At 73.3% G+C, this 14,317-nt stretch carries 16 protein-coding genes; 8 read left to right on the forward strand and 8 right to left on the reverse strand.

What is annotated here, in order from left to right; translation table 11 throughout:
* The first annotated feature begins 107 nt into the window (after positions 1-107).
* Positions 108-1,577, forward strand: coding sequence for a peptidoglycan-binding domain-containing protein (locus HPY23_RS05255; protein ID WP_091887832.1), 1,470 nt, complete (start codon positions 108-110; stop codon positions 1,575-1,577).
* A 12-nt stretch (positions 1,578-1,589) separates the two neighbouring features.
* Here the strand turns inward: HPY23_RS05255 and HPY23_RS05260 are convergent, their stop codons facing one another.
* On the reverse strand, positions 1,590-2,384 hold the full coding sequence (locus HPY23_RS05260) for a glycosyltransferase family 2 protein (protein ID WP_091887830.1): 795 nt from the start codon (positions 2,382-2,384) through the stop codon (positions 1,590-1,592).
* Between the two features lie 291 nt (positions 2,385-2,675).
* Here HPY23_RS05260 and HPY23_RS05265 point away from each other — a divergent pair, with 291 nt between their 5' ends.
* Positions 2,676-3,959, forward strand: coding sequence for an alpha/beta hydrolase (locus tag HPY23_RS05265; protein WP_091887828.1), 1,284 nt, complete (start codon positions 2,676-2,678; stop codon positions 3,957-3,959).
* 107 nt (positions 3,960-4,066) lie between these two features.
* The gene (locus tag HPY23_RS05270; protein ID WP_091887826.1) at positions 4,067-5,074 is read left to right on the forward strand and encodes a TRAP transporter substrate-binding protein; all 1,008 of its coding nucleotides are present in this window, start codon (positions 4,067-4,069) and stop codon (positions 5,072-5,074) included.
* Between the two features lie 11 nt (positions 5,075-5,085).
* Here HPY23_RS05270 and HPY23_RS05275 read toward each other — a convergent pair whose 3' ends face one another.
* The 3 genes from HPY23_RS05275 to HPY23_RS05285 all read right to left on the reverse strand — a co-directional run bounded on the left by HPY23_RS05275 (position 5,086) and on the right by HPY23_RS05285 (position 7,135).
* Positions 5,086-5,577, reverse strand: a complete 492-nt coding sequence (locus HPY23_RS05275) for a GNAT family N-acetyltransferase (RefSeq protein WP_244537612.1) — start codon at positions 5,575-5,577, stop codon at positions 5,086-5,088.
* Positions 5,574-6,743, reverse strand: coding sequence for a mandelate racemase/muconate lactonizing enzyme family protein (locus HPY23_RS05280; protein WP_091887824.1), 1,170 nt, complete (start codon positions 6,741-6,743; stop codon positions 5,574-5,576). Before HPY23_RS05280 ends, HPY23_RS05275 begins: the two co-directional genes overlap by 4 nt.
* A gap of 80 nt (positions 6,744-6,823) precedes the next feature.
* A complete protein-coding gene (locus tag HPY23_RS05285) occupies positions 6,824-7,135 on the reverse strand; it encodes a hypothetical protein (protein WP_060849969.1) in 312 nt (103 codons plus the stop codon).
* A 507-nt stretch (positions 7,136-7,642) separates the two neighbouring features.
* Between HPY23_RS05285 and HPY23_RS05290 the strand changes: the two genes are divergently transcribed.
* Positions 7,643-7,930, forward strand: a complete 288-nt coding sequence (locus tag HPY23_RS05290; protein WP_091887821.1) for a hypothetical protein — start codon at positions 7,643-7,645, stop codon at positions 7,928-7,930.
* Positions 7,931-7,948: 18 nt separating this feature from the next.
* On the opposite strand, the gene HPY23_RS05295 is transcribed toward HPY23_RS05290, so the two are convergent.
* From HPY23_RS05295 to HPY23_RS05305, 3 genes are all read right to left on the reverse strand, one after another.
* The gene (locus HPY23_RS05295; protein WP_091887819.1) at positions 7,949-8,608 is read right to left on the reverse strand and encodes a sigma-70 family RNA polymerase sigma factor; all 660 of its coding nucleotides are present in this window, start codon (positions 8,606-8,608) and stop codon (positions 7,949-7,951) included.
* A gap of 109 nt (positions 8,609-8,717) precedes the next feature.
* Positions 8,718-9,536 carry a polyamine aminopropyltransferase gene (locus HPY23_RS05300; RefSeq protein ID WP_175539992.1) on the reverse strand — a complete coding sequence of 273 codons (819 nt, stop codon included), beginning with the start codon at positions 9,534-9,536 and terminating at the stop codon, positions 8,718-8,720.
* Positions 9,537-9,607: 71 nt separating this feature from the next.
* On the reverse strand, positions 9,608-10,777 hold the full coding sequence (locus HPY23_RS05305; RefSeq protein ID WP_200649565.1) for an MFS transporter: 1,170 nt from the start codon (positions 10,775-10,777) through the stop codon (positions 9,608-9,610).
* A 298-nt stretch (positions 10,778-11,075) separates the two neighbouring features.
* Here HPY23_RS05305 and HPY23_RS05310 point away from each other — a divergent pair, with 298 nt between their 5' ends.
* The 3 genes from HPY23_RS05310 to HPY23_RS05320 all read left to right on the forward strand — a co-directional run bounded on the left by HPY23_RS05310 (position 11,076) and on the right by HPY23_RS05320 (position 12,963).
* On the forward strand, positions 11,076-12,095 hold the full coding sequence (locus tag HPY23_RS05310) for an aldo/keto reductase (protein ID WP_091887814.1): 1,020 nt from the start codon (positions 11,076-11,078) through the stop codon (positions 12,093-12,095).
* 168 nt (positions 12,096-12,263) lie between these two features.
* On the forward strand, positions 12,264-12,680 hold the full coding sequence (locus tag HPY23_RS05315; protein ID WP_060849975.1) for an SWIB/MDM2 domain-containing protein: 417 nt from the start codon (positions 12,264-12,266) through the stop codon (positions 12,678-12,680).
* 109 nt (positions 12,681-12,789) lie between these two features.
* Positions 12,790-12,963: a hypothetical protein gene (locus HPY23_RS05320; protein ID WP_175539991.1), complete on the forward strand. Its 174-nt coding sequence runs from the start codon at positions 12,790-12,792 to the stop codon at positions 12,961-12,963.
* A 176-nt stretch (positions 12,964-13,139) separates the two neighbouring features.
* Here HPY23_RS05320 and HPY23_RS05325 read toward each other — a convergent pair whose 3' ends face one another.
* Positions 13,140-13,520, reverse strand: a complete 381-nt coding sequence (locus HPY23_RS05325) for a hypothetical protein (RefSeq protein WP_139234985.1) — start codon at positions 13,518-13,520, stop codon at positions 13,140-13,142.
* A 371-nt stretch (positions 13,521-13,891) separates the two neighbouring features.
* Between HPY23_RS05325 and HPY23_RS05330 the strand changes: the two genes are divergently transcribed.
* The gene (locus HPY23_RS05330) at positions 13,892-14,203 is read left to right on the forward strand and encodes a chorismate mutase (RefSeq protein WP_091887810.1); all 312 of its coding nucleotides are present in this window, start codon (positions 13,892-13,894) and stop codon (positions 14,201-14,203) included.
* The last annotated feature ends 114 nt before the right edge of the window (positions 14,204-14,317 follow it).

Raw genomic sequence — 14,317 nt, forward strand, 5'->3', positions numbered from 1 at the left:
ACGCTTTGCTTTTCTCGAGCCTGCCGGCCGGTCCGCGACGCCGGCGGGACCCTGGAAGTCCGGCGCCGCCTCTGCCAAGGTCGGGCATCGATCTTCCGGAGAGCCCGATGCCGCGCCCCGCCCGCCTGCTCGCCGCCGGTCTGCTGCCGCTCCTCGCCGGCGGGATCTCCATCGCCCACGCGCAGGCGCCGCTACCGGGCGGCGCGCCCGCCGCGACTGTACCCGCCGCGGGTGCGCCCGCCGCCAAGGCCCCTGCGCCGCGTCCCGCCGGGCCGACGGCGCCCGATCCGGCCTTCGAGGCGGCCCGCGCCGCCTTCGAGGCCCGGCCCGAGGCCGAGCGGCGGGCGGTGCAGGACGCCCTGGTCTGGGCCGGCAGCTACAACAGCGTCGTCACCGGCACCTTCGGCCGGCGCACCTACGAGGCGATCGGGGCCTGGCAGTCCCGGGGCGGCGCTGCCTCTGCGACCGGCGTCTTGGACGAGGCTGGCCGCGGAGCCCTGCTGGCGGCCGGGGAGGCCGCCCGCAAGGCGGCGCGCTTCACCGTCGCGGCCGATCCCGCGACCGGCCTCGTCCTCGGGATACCGGAGCGGCTGCTGTCGAAGCGCAGCCGCATCGCCGGCGGCACCCGCTGGCAGAGCCCGGACGGGCGCGTCACCCTCGACACCCGGGCCTACGCTCCCGGCGAGGCCGACCTCGACACCCTCCACGCCCAGGCCGCCGCGGCGACGCCCGAGCGCAAGGTGACCTACAGCCTCAAGCGCCCGGACTTCACCGTGGTCACCGGCGAGACGCCGACGGGCAAGTTCTACATCCGCACCGCCGCCGGGGCCGCCGGCCTGCGCGGCTTCACCCTCTCGTACGACAAGGGCTCGGCCCGGGAGATGGACCGGCTGGTGATCGCCATCGCCAACAGCTTCGTGCCGTTTCCGGGCGAGTCCGCGCCGCCCCCGCCGCGCCCGATGGCCGCCACGGCGCCGGATCCTGGCGCCAAGGGGCCGGCACCGGCCGGCCTAGCCGCACCCGTAGCCGGGCCTGTCGCCGCCACCGGGATCGTCGTCGGCCCCCGCCGGGTCGTCGCGGTGCTGCCGGCCGCCTGTTCGGCGCCGCGGATCGCCGGCGAGCCGGCCCGGATCCTGCGGCGCGACGAGGCCGCCGGCCTCGTGCTCCTCGAAGGACAAGCTCCGGCGGGCGCCGCCCTCGCCCTCGCGGCCGCGCCGCCGAGGCCCGAGGAGGCCGTGGTCGTGGTCGCCGCGGGGGCGGAGGGACCGACCGTGACGACCGGAGAGATCGCGGCCGGCGGCGTGCTCGCCCCGCTCCAGCCGGGGGCGGCCGGCGCGCCGGTCCTCGACCGGGCGGGACGCCTCCTCGGCCTCGTCGCCCGCCTGCCGGCCCAGCCGCGCCTCGTCGCCGGCATCGTGCCGCCGCTCACCCATCCGCTCGTCGGGGCGGCGGCGCTGAAGGCGCTGCTCGGCGCGGAGGCCCCGGCCTCGCCCGCGAGCGAGGCAAAGCCGCTCACCGCCGGGGCGATCGCGGGCCGCGTCGCCGGGGCGGTGGTGGCCCTGCGCTGCGGGCCGTGAGCCCGTTCGCGGTCAGCCGGCGCGCCTGTCCCGGGCGCGGGCGACGATCCGGCGCTCGTAGTGCTTGGCGACCCGCAGGTGGCGCGAGATCGCGTAGTTCATCGCCAGCAGGAAGCCGTAGGCGCCGCGCAGGCAGTGGCGTCGGCCGAGATAGGCCTTGAGGAAGTTGCCCGGCAATTCGACGAAGAGCCGCCAGGTCGGCAGGCGCACGCCGCGGGCCTCGAGGTCGTCGGCCTGCTGGTCGGAATAGCGGTTGAGCTTGGCGAGCTGGTCGCCGAGCGAGCGGACCGAGAAGTGGTGGATCACCCCGCGCAGCCGCCCGGTCGTGACGCCCGCCTCGAGGTCGACCCGGTCGTGCACCGGCGAGGGCGAGTAGCGGCCGCGATCCCGGCGGTAGAGCCGCACCGGCCACAGCGTGTAGGCGAAGCGGTGTGGCCTGACCTCGCCGGGAAACACCTCGGCGATGCCGACCGCGTAGGCCGGATGCGGCGGCTCGCCCGCGGCGAAGAGCCGGCGGATCTCGGCGCCGAGTTCGGGCGGCACCACCTCGTCGGCGTCGAGGTTCAGCATCCAGACGTGGCGGCACTGCTCCTCGGCGAAGCGCTTCTGCGGCCCGTAGCCGGGCCAGTCGCGGGCGATCACCCGGGCGCCGTAGGAGGCGGCCAGCGCCTGCGTGCCGTCGGTCGAGCCCGAATCGACCACGATCAGGTCGTCGGTCAGGTCGCGCACCGCCGCCAGGGTGGCGCCGAGGCGGTCGGCCTCGTTGCGGGCGATGAGGAAGATCGAGAGGGGGAGGGGGGCGACCATGGACCGATGCGGGGAGGGCCCGTCCTCGCGGGAAGCGCCGGGGAGCCGTCGCCGGCTCTAGAGCACATCGCGGCGCTTCGGATAAGCGGTCCGGGACCCGAGCCCGGCCGGCCGCTGCGCATCCCGCCTGTACCGTGCCCTGGCGGCAACGGGTGGGACACAATCGGCCGGTTGCGCCCGGTGCCGCATTGGCGCCGCACGGAATTGGCTCATCCTTAAGAAGCGCCCGCGAGAATCGGGCACGAGCGAATCGGCCGGGGGTTCCGGCGGGCGGGGGAGCGGGTCGTGGTGATGGGGGTTCTCGTGCGGGGCCGGGTCGTGGCCGGCCTGCTCGTCCTCGCGGCCGGGCTCGGCGCCTGCGCGGGCGCGCCGAAGGGCGTACTGGCGCCGGTCGCCGCCACGGTGCCGGGCGCCTCGACCGTCGACATGCTGGTCGCCACCACCCGCAAGACCGCCGCCAACCCGGGCGAGATGTATTCCGGCGACCGCGGGCCGGAGCTGTCCTACGCCGACATCACCGTCTCGATCCCGCCGGACGCGGTGCGCACCCCCGGCACCGTGCAGTGGCCCAAGGAACTGCCCGGCAACCCCGCCACCGATTTCGTGACCCTCAAGGCCGAGACCCTGGACCGGCCCGAGGCGGCGGCGCGCCTGCGCCGCAACGCGGCCCGCACGGGCAAGCGCAACGTGCTGGTGTTCGTCCACGGCTTCAACAACCGCTTCGAGGACGCGGTCTACCGCTTCGCCCAGATCGTGCACGACACCCGGGCCGACGTGGTGCCGGTGCTGTTCACCTGGCCGTCCCGCGGCAGCGTGCTCGCCTACGGCTACGACCGGGAGAGCACCAACTATTCCCGCAACGCGCTCGAGGGCGTGCTGCGCCGCCTCGCCCAGAACCCGGAGGTCGGCGAGGTCACGGTGCTGGCCCACTCGATGGGCAACTGGCTGGTGCTCGAATCCCTGCGACAGATGGCGATCCGCGACGGGCGGGTGGCCCCGAAGATCCGCGACGTGGTGCTGGCCGCCCCCGATGTCGACGTCGATCTCGCCCGCGAGGCGTTCCGCGACATGGGCCCGGGCCGGCCGCGCCTGAGCCTGTTCGTGTCGCAGGACGACAACGCGCTCGCGGTCTCGCGCCTGGTCTGGGGCGGGGCCGGCGCGCGGCTCGGGGCCATCGACCCGACGGCCGAGCCCTACCGCACCGAGCTCGCCCGCGAGAACATCGCGGTCCTCAACCTCACCGCGATGAAGGGCAGCGATGCCCTCAACCACGGCAAGTTCGCCGGCAGCCCGCAGCTCGTGGCGCTCCTCGGCAACCGCCTGGCGCAGGGGCAGACGATCACCGATTCCCGCGTCGGCCTCTCCGACCGCATCGTCCAGATCACCGCGGGCGCCGCCGCCACGGTCGGCACCGCCGCGGGCCTCGCGGTCTCGGCCCCGGTCGCGGTGGTGGACGCCCAGAGCCGCGAGACCTACGGCGAGCACCTGCGCTCCCTCGGCCAGGGCCTCGGCGACACCGCGGAGGGCGCGGTGGACCTCGCGACGGCGCCGGCCCGGGCGCTCGGGGGGCGGTGAGGGCGGTGGCAGCCCGCGCCGACTCGGCGTAACCAGGGCGGCAGACGAGATCCGGCCCTCCGGCGCACCCGCGCCGGGGCAGCCGGACACCCGGGAGGCCGACCCCCATGCTTCATCTCACGCGCCGCAGCCTCATGGCGGGCGCCGCCGCCACGGTCGTCGCGGCACCCCACGTTCGGGCGCAGGGCGGAGGCTTGCGGCTCAAATGCGGGGTCGTCACGCCCGACGCCCATCCGGCGACGATCCGCCTGCGCGAGGCGGCCGAGAAGGTCGCCAAGGAGACGAGCGGCGCCGTCGAGGTCGCGATCTTCCCCAACGGGCAGCTCGGCTCGGATGCCGACATGCTGAGCCAGCTGCGTTCCGGCGCGCTGGAGATGTTCGCGCAATCCTCCTCCAACCTCGCGACGCTGGTGCCCCGCGCCTCGCTCATCAATGTCGCCTTCGCGTGGAGCGGCTACGACAAGGTCTGGCCGGCCCTCGACGGCGAACTCGGCGCCTACATCCGGGGCGAGATCGCCAAGGCCAGCCTCGTGCCGTTCGAGCGGATGTGGGACAACGGCTTCCGCCAGACAACGACCAGCACCCGGCCGATCGCGAGCCCGGCCGATTTCGACGGCCTGAAGCTCCGGGTGCCGAACAGCGCGCTGTTCACCTCGGCGTTCCGGGCGCTCGGCGCCGCGCCGGTGGCGCTGAACTTCTCGGAGGCCTACTCGGCGCTCCAGACCAAGGTGGTGGACGGGCAGGAGAACCCGCTCGCCATCATCACGAGCTTCAAGCTCGCCGAGGTGCAGAAGTACCTCTCCTTCACCAACCACATCTGGGACGGGTTCTGGCTGATGTCCGGCCAGCGGACCTGGTCGCGCCTGCCCGGCGACGTGAAGGTGGTGCTGGCCCGCCACTTCGACGCCGCCGCCCTCGACCAGCGCCGCGACATCGCGAGCCAGGGCGACACCATGCGCGCGGCACTCGGCAAGGCGGGTTTCGCGATCAACGACGCTCCGCCCGCGCCCTTCCAGGACCGGCTGCGGGCTGCCGGGTTCTACGCCGAGTGGAAGGGGAAGTACGGGGCCGAGGCCTGGGGCCACCTGGAGAAGTTCGCCGGGGCGGTGTCGTAGCAGGCGCGCGATCAGGAGGCCGGGTCGTCCGGGCGCATCGCCACGTAGGCCGTCCGGCGGCCCGGCACGAAGCCGACCCCCTCGTAGAACGCGTGGACCCGCGGGTCGGCGCGCCCGCTCTGCATCAGGACGTGGTGGCAGCCCCGCGCCCAGGCCTCGGCGAGGGCTGCCCGGACAACGGCCCGGTCGTGCCCGCGCCCGCGATGCGCGGGGTGGGTCACGACGTTCTCCAGGAAGCCGTGGGCGCGTCCGCCGCGCAGGAGATTCGGTGCGCTGACGAACATGCAGGTCGCCGCGAGACCTCCGCCGGTGTCCGCGTCGGAGACGAAGATCGCGACGCCGGGATGCGTTAGGCTTTCCCGCCACAGGCGTCCGGCCGATTCCGCGGGCGCGGCGGCGCTGACCTCGGACGCGGCAAACAGTGCCAGGAGCGCCGGCAGGTCAGCCAGGCGGGCGGGCCGGGCGGCGATCGTCCTCGCGCGCCCGGACCCACCCGGCGTCACGCCCGCTCCAGCGGCCGCATCACCGCGTAGAGCGCGTTCTTCGCCTCGAAGCCGATGCCGGGCACGTCCGGCATCGCGACCCGGCTGTCCTCGACCGGCACCGCGTCGGCGAAGCCCCCGAAGGGCGCGAAGACGTCCGGGTAGCTCTCGTTGCCGCCGAGCCCGAGGCCCACCGCGATGTTGAGGGCGAACTGGTGCCCGCCATGCGGCACGCAGCGGCGCGGCGACCAGCCGTGGGCGCGCAGCACGTCGAGGGTGCGCAGGTACTCGACGAGGCCGTAGGACAGGGCGGGATCGAATTGCAGGATGTCGCGGTCGGGACGCAGGCCGCCGTGGCGGATCAGGTTGCGGGCGTCCTGGTGCGAAAACAGGTTCTCGCCGGTGGCGAGCGGCCCGTCATAGGTCGTGGCGAGCGCCGCGTGGGCGAGGTAGTCGAGGGGATCGACCGGCTCCTCGTACCAGCGCAGGCCGTAGGGCGCGACCGCGCGGCCGAAGCGGATCGCCTCCTCGAGGGTGAAGCGGCCGTTGACGTCGACGCAGAGGCGCGAGCCGTCGCCGCCCAGCACCGCGAGCACCGCCTCGATCCGGGCGACGTCCTCCGCGAGCGGCACCAGCCCGACCTTCATCTTCACCGTACTGTAGCCGCGGTCGAGGTAGGAGCGCATCTCGTCCTGAAGCGCGTCGAGGCCCTTGCCCGGATAGTAGTAGCCGCCCGCGGCGTAGACCCAGGCGGTCGGATCGGCCTCGCCGCCGCGGTAGCGGTCGGCGAGCAGCCGCCAGAGCGGCACGCCCTTGGCCTTGGCGAGCGCATCCCACAAGGCCATGTCGAGCACGCCCACCGCCACCGAGCGCTCGCCGTGGCCGCCGGGCTTCTCGTTCTTCATCATCGCCGCCCAGGCCCGGTGCGGGTCGAGGACCCCGTCCTCGTCCTGGAGCTCCTCGGGCGCGGCCGCGAGCAGGCGCGGGATGAAGCGCTCGCGCAGGAGACCCTGCGGGGCGTAGCGGCCGTTCGAGTTGAAGCCGAAGCCGACGACCGGGCGGCCGTCGACCACCGCGTCGGTCACCACCGCGACCACGCTCGCCGTCATGGTCGAGAAGTCGATCCAGGCGTTGGCGATGTCCGACTTGATCGGCGCGACGATGTCGCGGATGGCGGTGATGCGCATGGGTGGTCCCCTACGAGGTCGCTGTTGCGTCTCGTAGGGGGCCGCGCGGGCGCTGACAAATGCGCCGGGCGCGTGGACCGTCAGCGCGCGGTGCCGTTCTTCTGCGAGCCCGGGCCGGTGCCGGGCGCGCCGCTGCCGGTCGGGCCCTCGCGCGTCACCGTGGGACCGGGGCCCATGTTGCCGCCGCTCGACCCCTGCGCGCCGGTCGAGCCCATGCTGCCCGGGTTGTTGCCGCCGATGCCGGTGCCCGGCGGCTGGCTCGACATGCCCGAGCCGGTATTGCCGGTCGAGGGCTTGGCCGTGCCGGCGCCGTTGTCGATGCCCTGGGCGGCGGCGGAGCCCGCCAGCCCTGCGACGAGGGCGGCGGCGAGGAGGGGGGTGCGGAGCGGCATGGAGGGGTCCGGTCTGTCGGGTGCGTCGGACCGGGGCAACGGCAGGACCCGCGCGGCGTTCCCGGCGCGGCGACCGGACCCGGCCGATCGTCCGATCGAGAATCCTGAACGAATCTCGTGCGACGCGAGCCCCCCTGGCATCGCGGCAGGGTTGCAGGCAGAGTGCGACGTCTGTCGTCCCTTCGTCATGGGGCGGGAGCTATGGCCACCCGGCAGAAGGTGGCGCGGATCTTGTTAGGGAGCGTGCGGGGTTCGGTCGCGAGCCGTCCTGCGCGAAGGAGTTGATATGCAGGTTTTCCTGATCGCCCTGGGGCTCGTCGCCGTCCTGGTCGCCGTCGGCGTGTTCGGTCACCATCCCGATCACCGCGACGAGGCCCCGGTCCGCCGGCCGCGCGCCTGAGGCGCGAACAACCCGGTGCAACGGCGCCTGACCTGCCGCGTTGAGAGGCGTGTGCGGCCCGTCCGGGGCCGCCGGACCCCGGATGCCCAACGCGACAGGAGCCGGTCATGCCCGCATCGCGCGCGTTCACCCGTCGATGGCTCGCCGGGACGGTGCTGGCGGGCGCGCTCGCCGCGTCCGGGGCCGCGCAGTCCCGCGACCTGCCCGACGAGACCGGCACCGGAGGCGGGCCGCGCTCAACCGTCACGGCACCCAACACCAGCGCGGTCGGCCGGGTGATGCCGCATCCGGGCGGGGCCGATGCGCGGCTGGAACGACGGATCGACGCGCGCACCCGCCTGGAGCGGGCCGAAGACCGGATCGAGGACGGAATCTGCGTCGGCTGCGGCCGGTGAGGGTGGCGTCCGCCGGGGTCAGCCCAGCATCTCCGCCAGCCGGGCCCGGGCACGGTTGATCCGGCTCTTCACGGTGCCGACCCGGCACTCCATCGCGACGGCGATGTCCTCGTAGGACAGGTCGTGCACCGCCGAGAGCAGCAGCGCCTCGCGCTGGTCCGGCACCAGGCGGTCGAGGGCGGATTGGACGTCGCGCAGATCGAGGTTGCCGTGCTGGGCCGGCAGGGAGACGAGGCGCCCGGCGAAGACCCCGTCGGGATCGCCGATCTCGCGGGCGCGCTTCTGGTGCTCGGAGTAGAAGCTGTTGCGCAGGATGGTGTAGAGCCAGGCGCCGAGCTGCGTGCCGGGGGTGAACCGGTCCTGCGCCGCCCAGGCCTTGAGCAGGGTCTCCTGCACCAGGTCGTCGGCGCGGGTGCGGTCGTTGCACAGGGTCACGGCGCGGCGCCGCAGCCGGGGCACCTCCGCCAGCATGTCGCGCCGGAACGCCTCCGCGGGCGCGGCGTCGAGGCCGGCGAGCGCCGCGGCGAGGCGGGCGACCAGGGCCTCCAACCGGTCGCAGGGCGGGGCCGCGACGTCGTCGTAGGCGGCGCGCAGGGCGGCCCCGAGATGGGCCTGGATGCCCGCCGGCAAAGCCGGCGCCTCGGCGGAATCCGGATCGGTCGTGGTCGGCGGCGGCATCGAGGGTCTCCGGCGGCCGCCGCTTAAGCCATGCTCTCACGTACCATTACAATGGTCCTGGCGTACTAGTTCGAACGACCGGTCCGACGAGGTTCGACGGGGCGTCGCGTCAGGATGCGGCCGCCACCGGAGCGGGACCGGCCGTGCCCGGCAGCCAGCGGCCGCGCATGTGCCGCGTCGTCGCCTGGCGGATCTTCTCGGGGTAATCGGGGAGCGCCGGCCCGACCAGGGGCAACTCGAAGGCCGCGATCGTGTCGCGGATGCCGCCCTCGTCGAGGGCGCGTCCCGCCGCCGCGGCGTGGCGGGCGATCTCGAGCTCCTGGCCCCAGAAATAGAGGTTCGCGGCCTGGACGTTCGCCTGCATGCGGCGCACCTCCGCCACCCGGTCGTCGGAGACCAGCGGCAACCAGATGTCCGGCATCAGCAGGTCGACGGGCTGTTCGGGGCGCCACGCCATGGCGTCGCCCTCGACGATGCGGATCTTGGCGCGGGCCTCCGGCGGCAGCTGGGCGGCGAGGTCGAGCTCCCGGTGCAGCGCGATCACCTCGGGATCGATCTCGACCACGGTGACGGCGGTGACCTCCGGCCGCAGGGCGCTCGCCACCGCCGACCAGCCCATCCCGAGGCCGAACACCACGACGTGGCCGGCGGACAGGCGTACGCCGATCTCCTGGCTCTCCAGCTCGATCGGCGTCGTCGACATCCAGGTGTGGTCGCCGCGGACCAGGGCGGTGACGCGCGGCACCAGCCGCGCCGGGCTCCAGTAGCCCTGGGCGAGCAGGTTCCGCCCGTGATGGATGCGCCAGGCGCCCGATTGCAGCGGCCGGTACTCCGGCACGAACAGGTCGAAGACGAACGGGTCCAGCCCCGGGGGGATCGCGGTGAGCGGGAGCGCCCCGGGCGGACAGGCCGTGGAAGAGAGCGTCATGCCGTCATCCTCGCGGCAGGGGGAGCGGCGCGATTGGCGCCGATTCGCGCGGCGCGTGCAAGCGGCTTCGGCTAGGCTGTATCCTGCCGTGCGACGGTTCGTGTGCCCACGCCCCGCACCAGCGGCAGCGCCGCCGCGCACAGCGCCGCCATGACCCAGAAGGCGCCGGGGCCCAGCCGGGCCCAGAGCGGCCCGGCCGCGAGGGTCGCCAGGGTGGTGGCGAGCCCGAGGCCGAGGGTGCCGTAGAGGGTCTGGGCCGTCGCCGCGAGGGCGGGCGGCACCGTCCGGGCGAGGACCTGCATCGCCGCGAGGTGCAGGAGCGCGAAGGTCAGCCCGTGCAGGGCCTGGATCGCCGCGAGCGCCGGCAGCGCGACGGTGAGCGCCGCCACCGACCAGCGCAGGATCCCCGCCCCGGCCGCGAGCGCCAGCGCCCCGCCGGGTCCGAGGCGGCCGAGCAGCCGGGGGCCGACCACCAGGAAGACCAGCACCTCGGCGCCCACCGCCTCGGCCCAGAGCAGGCTCGCGGTGCCGGGAGACAGGCCGGCCTCGCCCCAGCGGATCACCGCGAAGGCGTCGTGCACCGCGTGGCTGGCGATCACCAGGGCGGCGACCGCGAGGAGGCGGCGGAAGGCGGGGGCGCCCAGGAAAGCTCGCAGCTCGGCGAGGCCGGGTCGCGCGGTCCGCGTTTCCGGGCCGGCGGGACCGGCCGGCAGGGCGAGCGTCGCGGCGGCGAGCAGCGCGAAAGCGGCGGCGCCCGCCACCGGCAGGGCCGACAGGCCGAGAAGCCCCGTCAGCTGGCCGGCGACCAGCGTACCGGCGATGAAGGCGGCCGAGCCGGCGCCCCGCACGGTGCCGTAGGCGAAGCGGGAGGCCGCGGCGGCCGGCAGCGCCAGGGCGTCGGCGAGCGGAGCGAGCGGCGCCGTCGCGGCGGCATGCGCCAGGCCGGCGAGCATCAGCCCGGCAAAGCCGTGGCCGGCGAGGACGAGGAGGGCGCTCGACCCCGCGAGGAGCCCGCAGGCGGCGAGCACGCCGCGGCCGGCGTGCAGCCGGTCGGCGATCGCGCCCGCCAGCGGGCCGGCGGCGAGCCGGATCGCGGTGCCGGCGGCGAGCACCAGTCCGACCTGCGTCGGCGACAGCCCGCGCTCTGACAGGAGCGCGGGCAGGAACGGCGTAGTCAGGCCGTAACCGGCATAGAGCGCGGCGTAGACGAGGACGAAGCGTGGCAGCGCGCCTGCGGGCATCGGACCGGGCCCGCGGGCGCGCCGCCCTCAGATCAGGCCGGCGCCGTGGGGATGGTCCCGCGGCGGCTCGACGGTGACGATGGTCCCCAGACCGAGGACGAGGGCGCCGGCGGCGCAGAAGGCGAGGGAGAGGGCTGCGATGATCATGGGCGAAAGCTTTGCGGTCCCGTGCTTAACGCGACCTTGCCGAACGGGATGAAGAAGGGGAAAACCCCAGCATCCACAACGCGGATGCGGGCCGGCGCGAAGACGCAGCCGGCGCCACGCAAACGCCATTTTCGGGATCGGGGAACGCCCAATGGAGTACCGCACGCTCGGCCGGTCCGGCCTGAAGGTCTCGCCGCTCTGCCTCGGCACGATGATGTTCGGCGGACCCACCCCCGACGACGAGGCGATCCGCATCGTGGCGGATGCCCGCGCGCAGGGGATCAACTTCATCGATACGGCGAACGCCTACACCGAGGGGCGCTCCGAGGAGGTGGTCGGCCGGGCCATCGCGCAGGACCGCGACGCCTGGGTGCTCGCCACCAAGGTGGCGAACCCGATGGGGAAGGGCCCGAACGACCGCGGCCTGTCGCGCGCCCACATCGTCCAGGCCTGCGAGGCCAGCCTCAAGCGGCTCAACACCGACCGGATCGACCTCTACTACCTCCACAAGGAGGATCACGACACGCCGCTGTCCGAGACCGTGCGGGCGATGGCCGACCTGATCCGGGCCGGCAAGGTGCGCTACTTCGGGGTGTCGAACCACCGGGCCTGGCGGGTCGCCGAGATCTGCCGGCTGTGCGACGAGCACGGCATCGACCGGCCCGCGGCGAGCCAGCCCTACTACAACGCCCTCAACCGGATGCCGGAGGTCGAGCACCTGCCGGCCTGCGCCCATTACGGGCTCGGCGTCGTGCCCTACTCGCCGCTCGCCCGCGGCGTGCTGACCGCCAAGTACCGCCCCGGCGAGGCGCCGCCCGAGGGCACCCGCGCCGGGCGCGGCGACACCCGGATGATGCAGACCGAGTGGCGGCCCGAGAGCCTGCGCATCGCCGAGGAGCTCAAACGCCATGCGGAGGGCAAGGGCGCCACGGTGATCGACTTCGCGGTGGGCTGGGTGCTCAACAACCGCGCCGTCACCGCGGTGATCGCCGGGCCGCGGACCTTCGAGCAGTGGCGCTCCTACGCCAAGGCCCTCGACTATCGCTTTACCCCGGAGGACGAGGCCCTGGTCGACGGCCTGGTGCCGGCCGGTCATCCCTCGACCCCGGGCTACACCGATCCGGCCTATCCGCTCGAGGGGCGGACCACCTGGACGGAGGCTCGCACCTGAGCCCCGCTCCCCCACGGCGGGCTCGCGGCGTGATCCGATGTGGATGACTCCGGTTCGACGGCGATTTCCTCTTGGAACGCGCCGACCACGGCTTAGTTGTTGACGCTATGTGCCCAGGCATGTCCACTCTTCGACCCTGGGAGACGGGTTGCAGACCGGAGGAGACCGATGGCGATCAAGACCACCAAGAAGGCCGAGACCAAGGCCGAACCCGAAGCCGCCCCGAAGGCCGCTCCCAAGGCCACGAAGGCGGCCGCCAAGGACACGGCGAAGGACGACGCCGCCGACGAGGCGAAGGGTGCGGCCAAGGGCAAGAAGGTCGCGGCGCCGAAATCCGGCGACAAGCCCAACGCCCTGCAGAAGCCCCTGCAGCCGACGCCCGAGCTCGCCGCCATCGTCGGCGACAGCCCGATCCCGCGCGGCGAGGTGGTGAGCAAGGTGTGGGAGTACATCCGCAAGCACTCGCTCCAGAACCCCGAGAACAAGCGCGAGATCCTCGCTGACGACAAGCTGAAGAAGGTCTTTGGCAAGGACAAGGCGACGATGTTCGAGATGAACAAGTACTTCTCGCAGCACCTGAAGTAGTATTGCCCGGCCGCCGGCTTCCTCCGGTCCGTCGCTCCTCCCGGATGGCCGCTCAAAGCGGCCATCCGCGCTTCCGGCCGGCCGATCGCCCGGGCCCGCGCGCGCGCCGATGATTAGGCCTCCCGATCCCGGCCGCGGCCGCGCCCTCGCCGCCCTCGTCTTCCTGGCCGCCCTCGTGGTCGCCTGCGTCTGGCTCGCCGGCGTCCTGCGCCGGGAATCGATCCGCGAGGACTGCATGGCGAGCGGCCGGCGCGATTGCGAGGCCGCTACATCCTCTCCCTGATCCGCCACGGCCTTCCGCGCGATGGTGAGCGCTGCCGACAGGTGACGGACATAGGCATCGAGTGGTCCTTCGCGCCGCCCGGATGAATTCTCAGGGATGTTCGTCCACGGCCGGTCGGGGAGCCCGATACGAGACTATCCCTCGATCCATTCCACCCGCCCACTCTCCCTGCGCCTTCAGGCGGCGAGGGCCGAGACCGGATACGGCCCGGCGATGCTGCCACCCCGCTGCTCGAAGCCGGCGCGCTCGTTCCGCGGATTGTCCCTGCACGGCCCGATCGGACGGAAACCCTCGGTGCTCAAACCCGCCGCAACGGTATTCGCGTCACTTCCTCTGGGGAAGGCGGCGTTCAGGCGGGCGGTGAACTCGGGCGATGCGGCCTCGCGCCCGGAGATGGGCGTCGTCGGTCGCGGCGTGGCCGACACGAGGGGCACGCCACGCGAGACCGCGACGTGCCAGGCATAGAACGGCCCGCCGACGAGAGCCGCCAGCGTCAACAGGATGCCTCCGCCGAGCAGGAGCACGATCGTTCGACCGGTCATGTCGGCAGCATGCAACCGTTCTCGCCGTGGTGCCAGCGGCTTTCGCCTTATCCGAGATAGGACCGGGCGAGACGCTCACGACCTCTCGATCGGTATCGGAACGGCTTGATACCGGCGGAGACGGCGTCGGGCTCTGCCCGTGATGCATCGACGACGGTCGCGAGGCGAGTCGAGGTTCCCCAGGCGTCGTGCAACGAGCCGGATCGTGCCATGCGGCTTTTCCTCGGGGGAGGCGCACAGCCTGCACCGGGGCTTCGAGGCCGTCCACCCTAGGCCGCCCCTCGCGCAGGTCGCGCCGCCCCGCTGGCGCCGAGCCTTGGATTGTGCTCGATTGCCGAACCTTGGGTCATGAGTAGCCAATGGCGCGTGCACGCACAGGAAATACGATGAAATTGGCAGACGAAGTGGTGGACACCCTGAATGATCTGAGGCAAAGCATAGACAATATCGATTCCGCCATGATTCATATGTTGTCTGAGCGATTTCGCTGCACCAAGCGCGTCGGAACCTTGAAGGCGGCACACGGCCTTCCTCCAGCCGACCCCGACCGCGAGGCGTACCAAATTGACCGGCTGCGGAAACTCGCGGACCAAGCCCGGCTCGATCCCGATTTTGCCGAAAAATATCTCGCGTTCATCGTTCGCGAGGTCATCCGCCACCACGAGGCCGTCGGGCGATCGACCGCCATCCAGGGGTGACGGCAGCATCCGCGACCTGATCGAGTGAAGACGCCTGCAGACGATCGATTGCCGACCGACTGCAGTGTCCTCCAGCCCGAATGCCGCGTGAGGGACGAGATGCCGGGTGGGTGC

The organism is Methylobacterium ajmalii (assembly GCF_016613415.1).
GTDB lineage: Bacteria > Pseudomonadota > Alphaproteobacteria > Rhizobiales > Beijerinckiaceae > Methylobacterium > Methylobacterium ajmalii.

Bases quoted from the DNA above. Each gene is read 5' to 3' on its own strand.
- HPY23_RS05270 (WP_091887826.1), top strand. From the start codon at position 4,067: ATGCTTCATCTCACGCGCCGCAGCCTCATGGCGGGCGCCGCCGCCACG.
- HPY23_RS05265 (WP_091887828.1), top strand. From the start codon at position 2,676: ATGGGGGTTCTCGTGCGGGGCCGGGTCGTGGCCGGCCTGCTCGTCCTC.
- HPY23_RS05305 (WP_200649565.1), bottom strand. From the start codon at position 10,777: ATGCCCGCAGGCGCGCTGCCACGCTTCGTCCTCGTCTACGCCGCGCTC.
- HPY23_RS05285 (WP_060849969.1), bottom strand. From the start codon at position 7,135: ATGCCGCTCCGCACCCCCCTCCTCGCCGCCGCCCTCGTCGCAGGGCTG.
- HPY23_RS05260 (WP_091887830.1), bottom strand. From the start codon at position 2,384: ATGGTCGCCCCCCTCCCCCTCTCGATCTTCCTCATCGCCCGCAACGAG.
- HPY23_RS05330 (WP_091887810.1), top strand. From the start codon at position 13,892: ATGAAATTGGCAGACGAAGTGGTGGACACCCTGAATGATCTGAGGCAA.
- HPY23_RS05280 (WP_091887824.1), bottom strand. From the start codon at position 6,743: ATGCGCATCACCGCCATCCGCGACATCGTCGCGCCGATCAAGTCGGAC.
- HPY23_RS05290 (WP_091887821.1), top strand. From the start codon at position 7,643: ATGCCCGCATCGCGCGCGTTCACCCGTCGATGGCTCGCCGGGACGGTG.
- HPY23_RS05300 (WP_175539992.1), bottom strand. From the start codon at position 9,536: ATGACGCTCTCTTCCACGGCCTGTCCGCCCGGGGCGCTCCCGCTCACC.
- HPY23_RS05295 (WP_091887819.1), bottom strand. From the start codon at position 8,608: ATGCCGCCGCCGACCACGACCGATCCGGATTCCGCCGAGGCGCCGGCT.
- HPY23_RS05255 (WP_091887832.1), top strand. From the start codon at position 108: ATGCCGCGCCCCGCCCGCCTGCTCGCCGCCGGTCTGCTGCCGCTCCTC.
- HPY23_RS05320 (WP_175539991.1), top strand. From the start codon at position 12,790: ATGATTAGGCCTCCCGATCCCGGCCGCGGCCGCGCCCTCGCCGCCCTC.
- HPY23_RS05315 (WP_060849975.1), top strand. From the start codon at position 12,264: ATGGCGATCAAGACCACCAAGAAGGCCGAGACCAAGGCCGAACCCGAA.
- HPY23_RS05310 (WP_091887814.1), top strand. From the start codon at position 11,076: ATGGAGTACCGCACGCTCGGCCGGTCCGGCCTGAAGGTCTCGCCGCTC.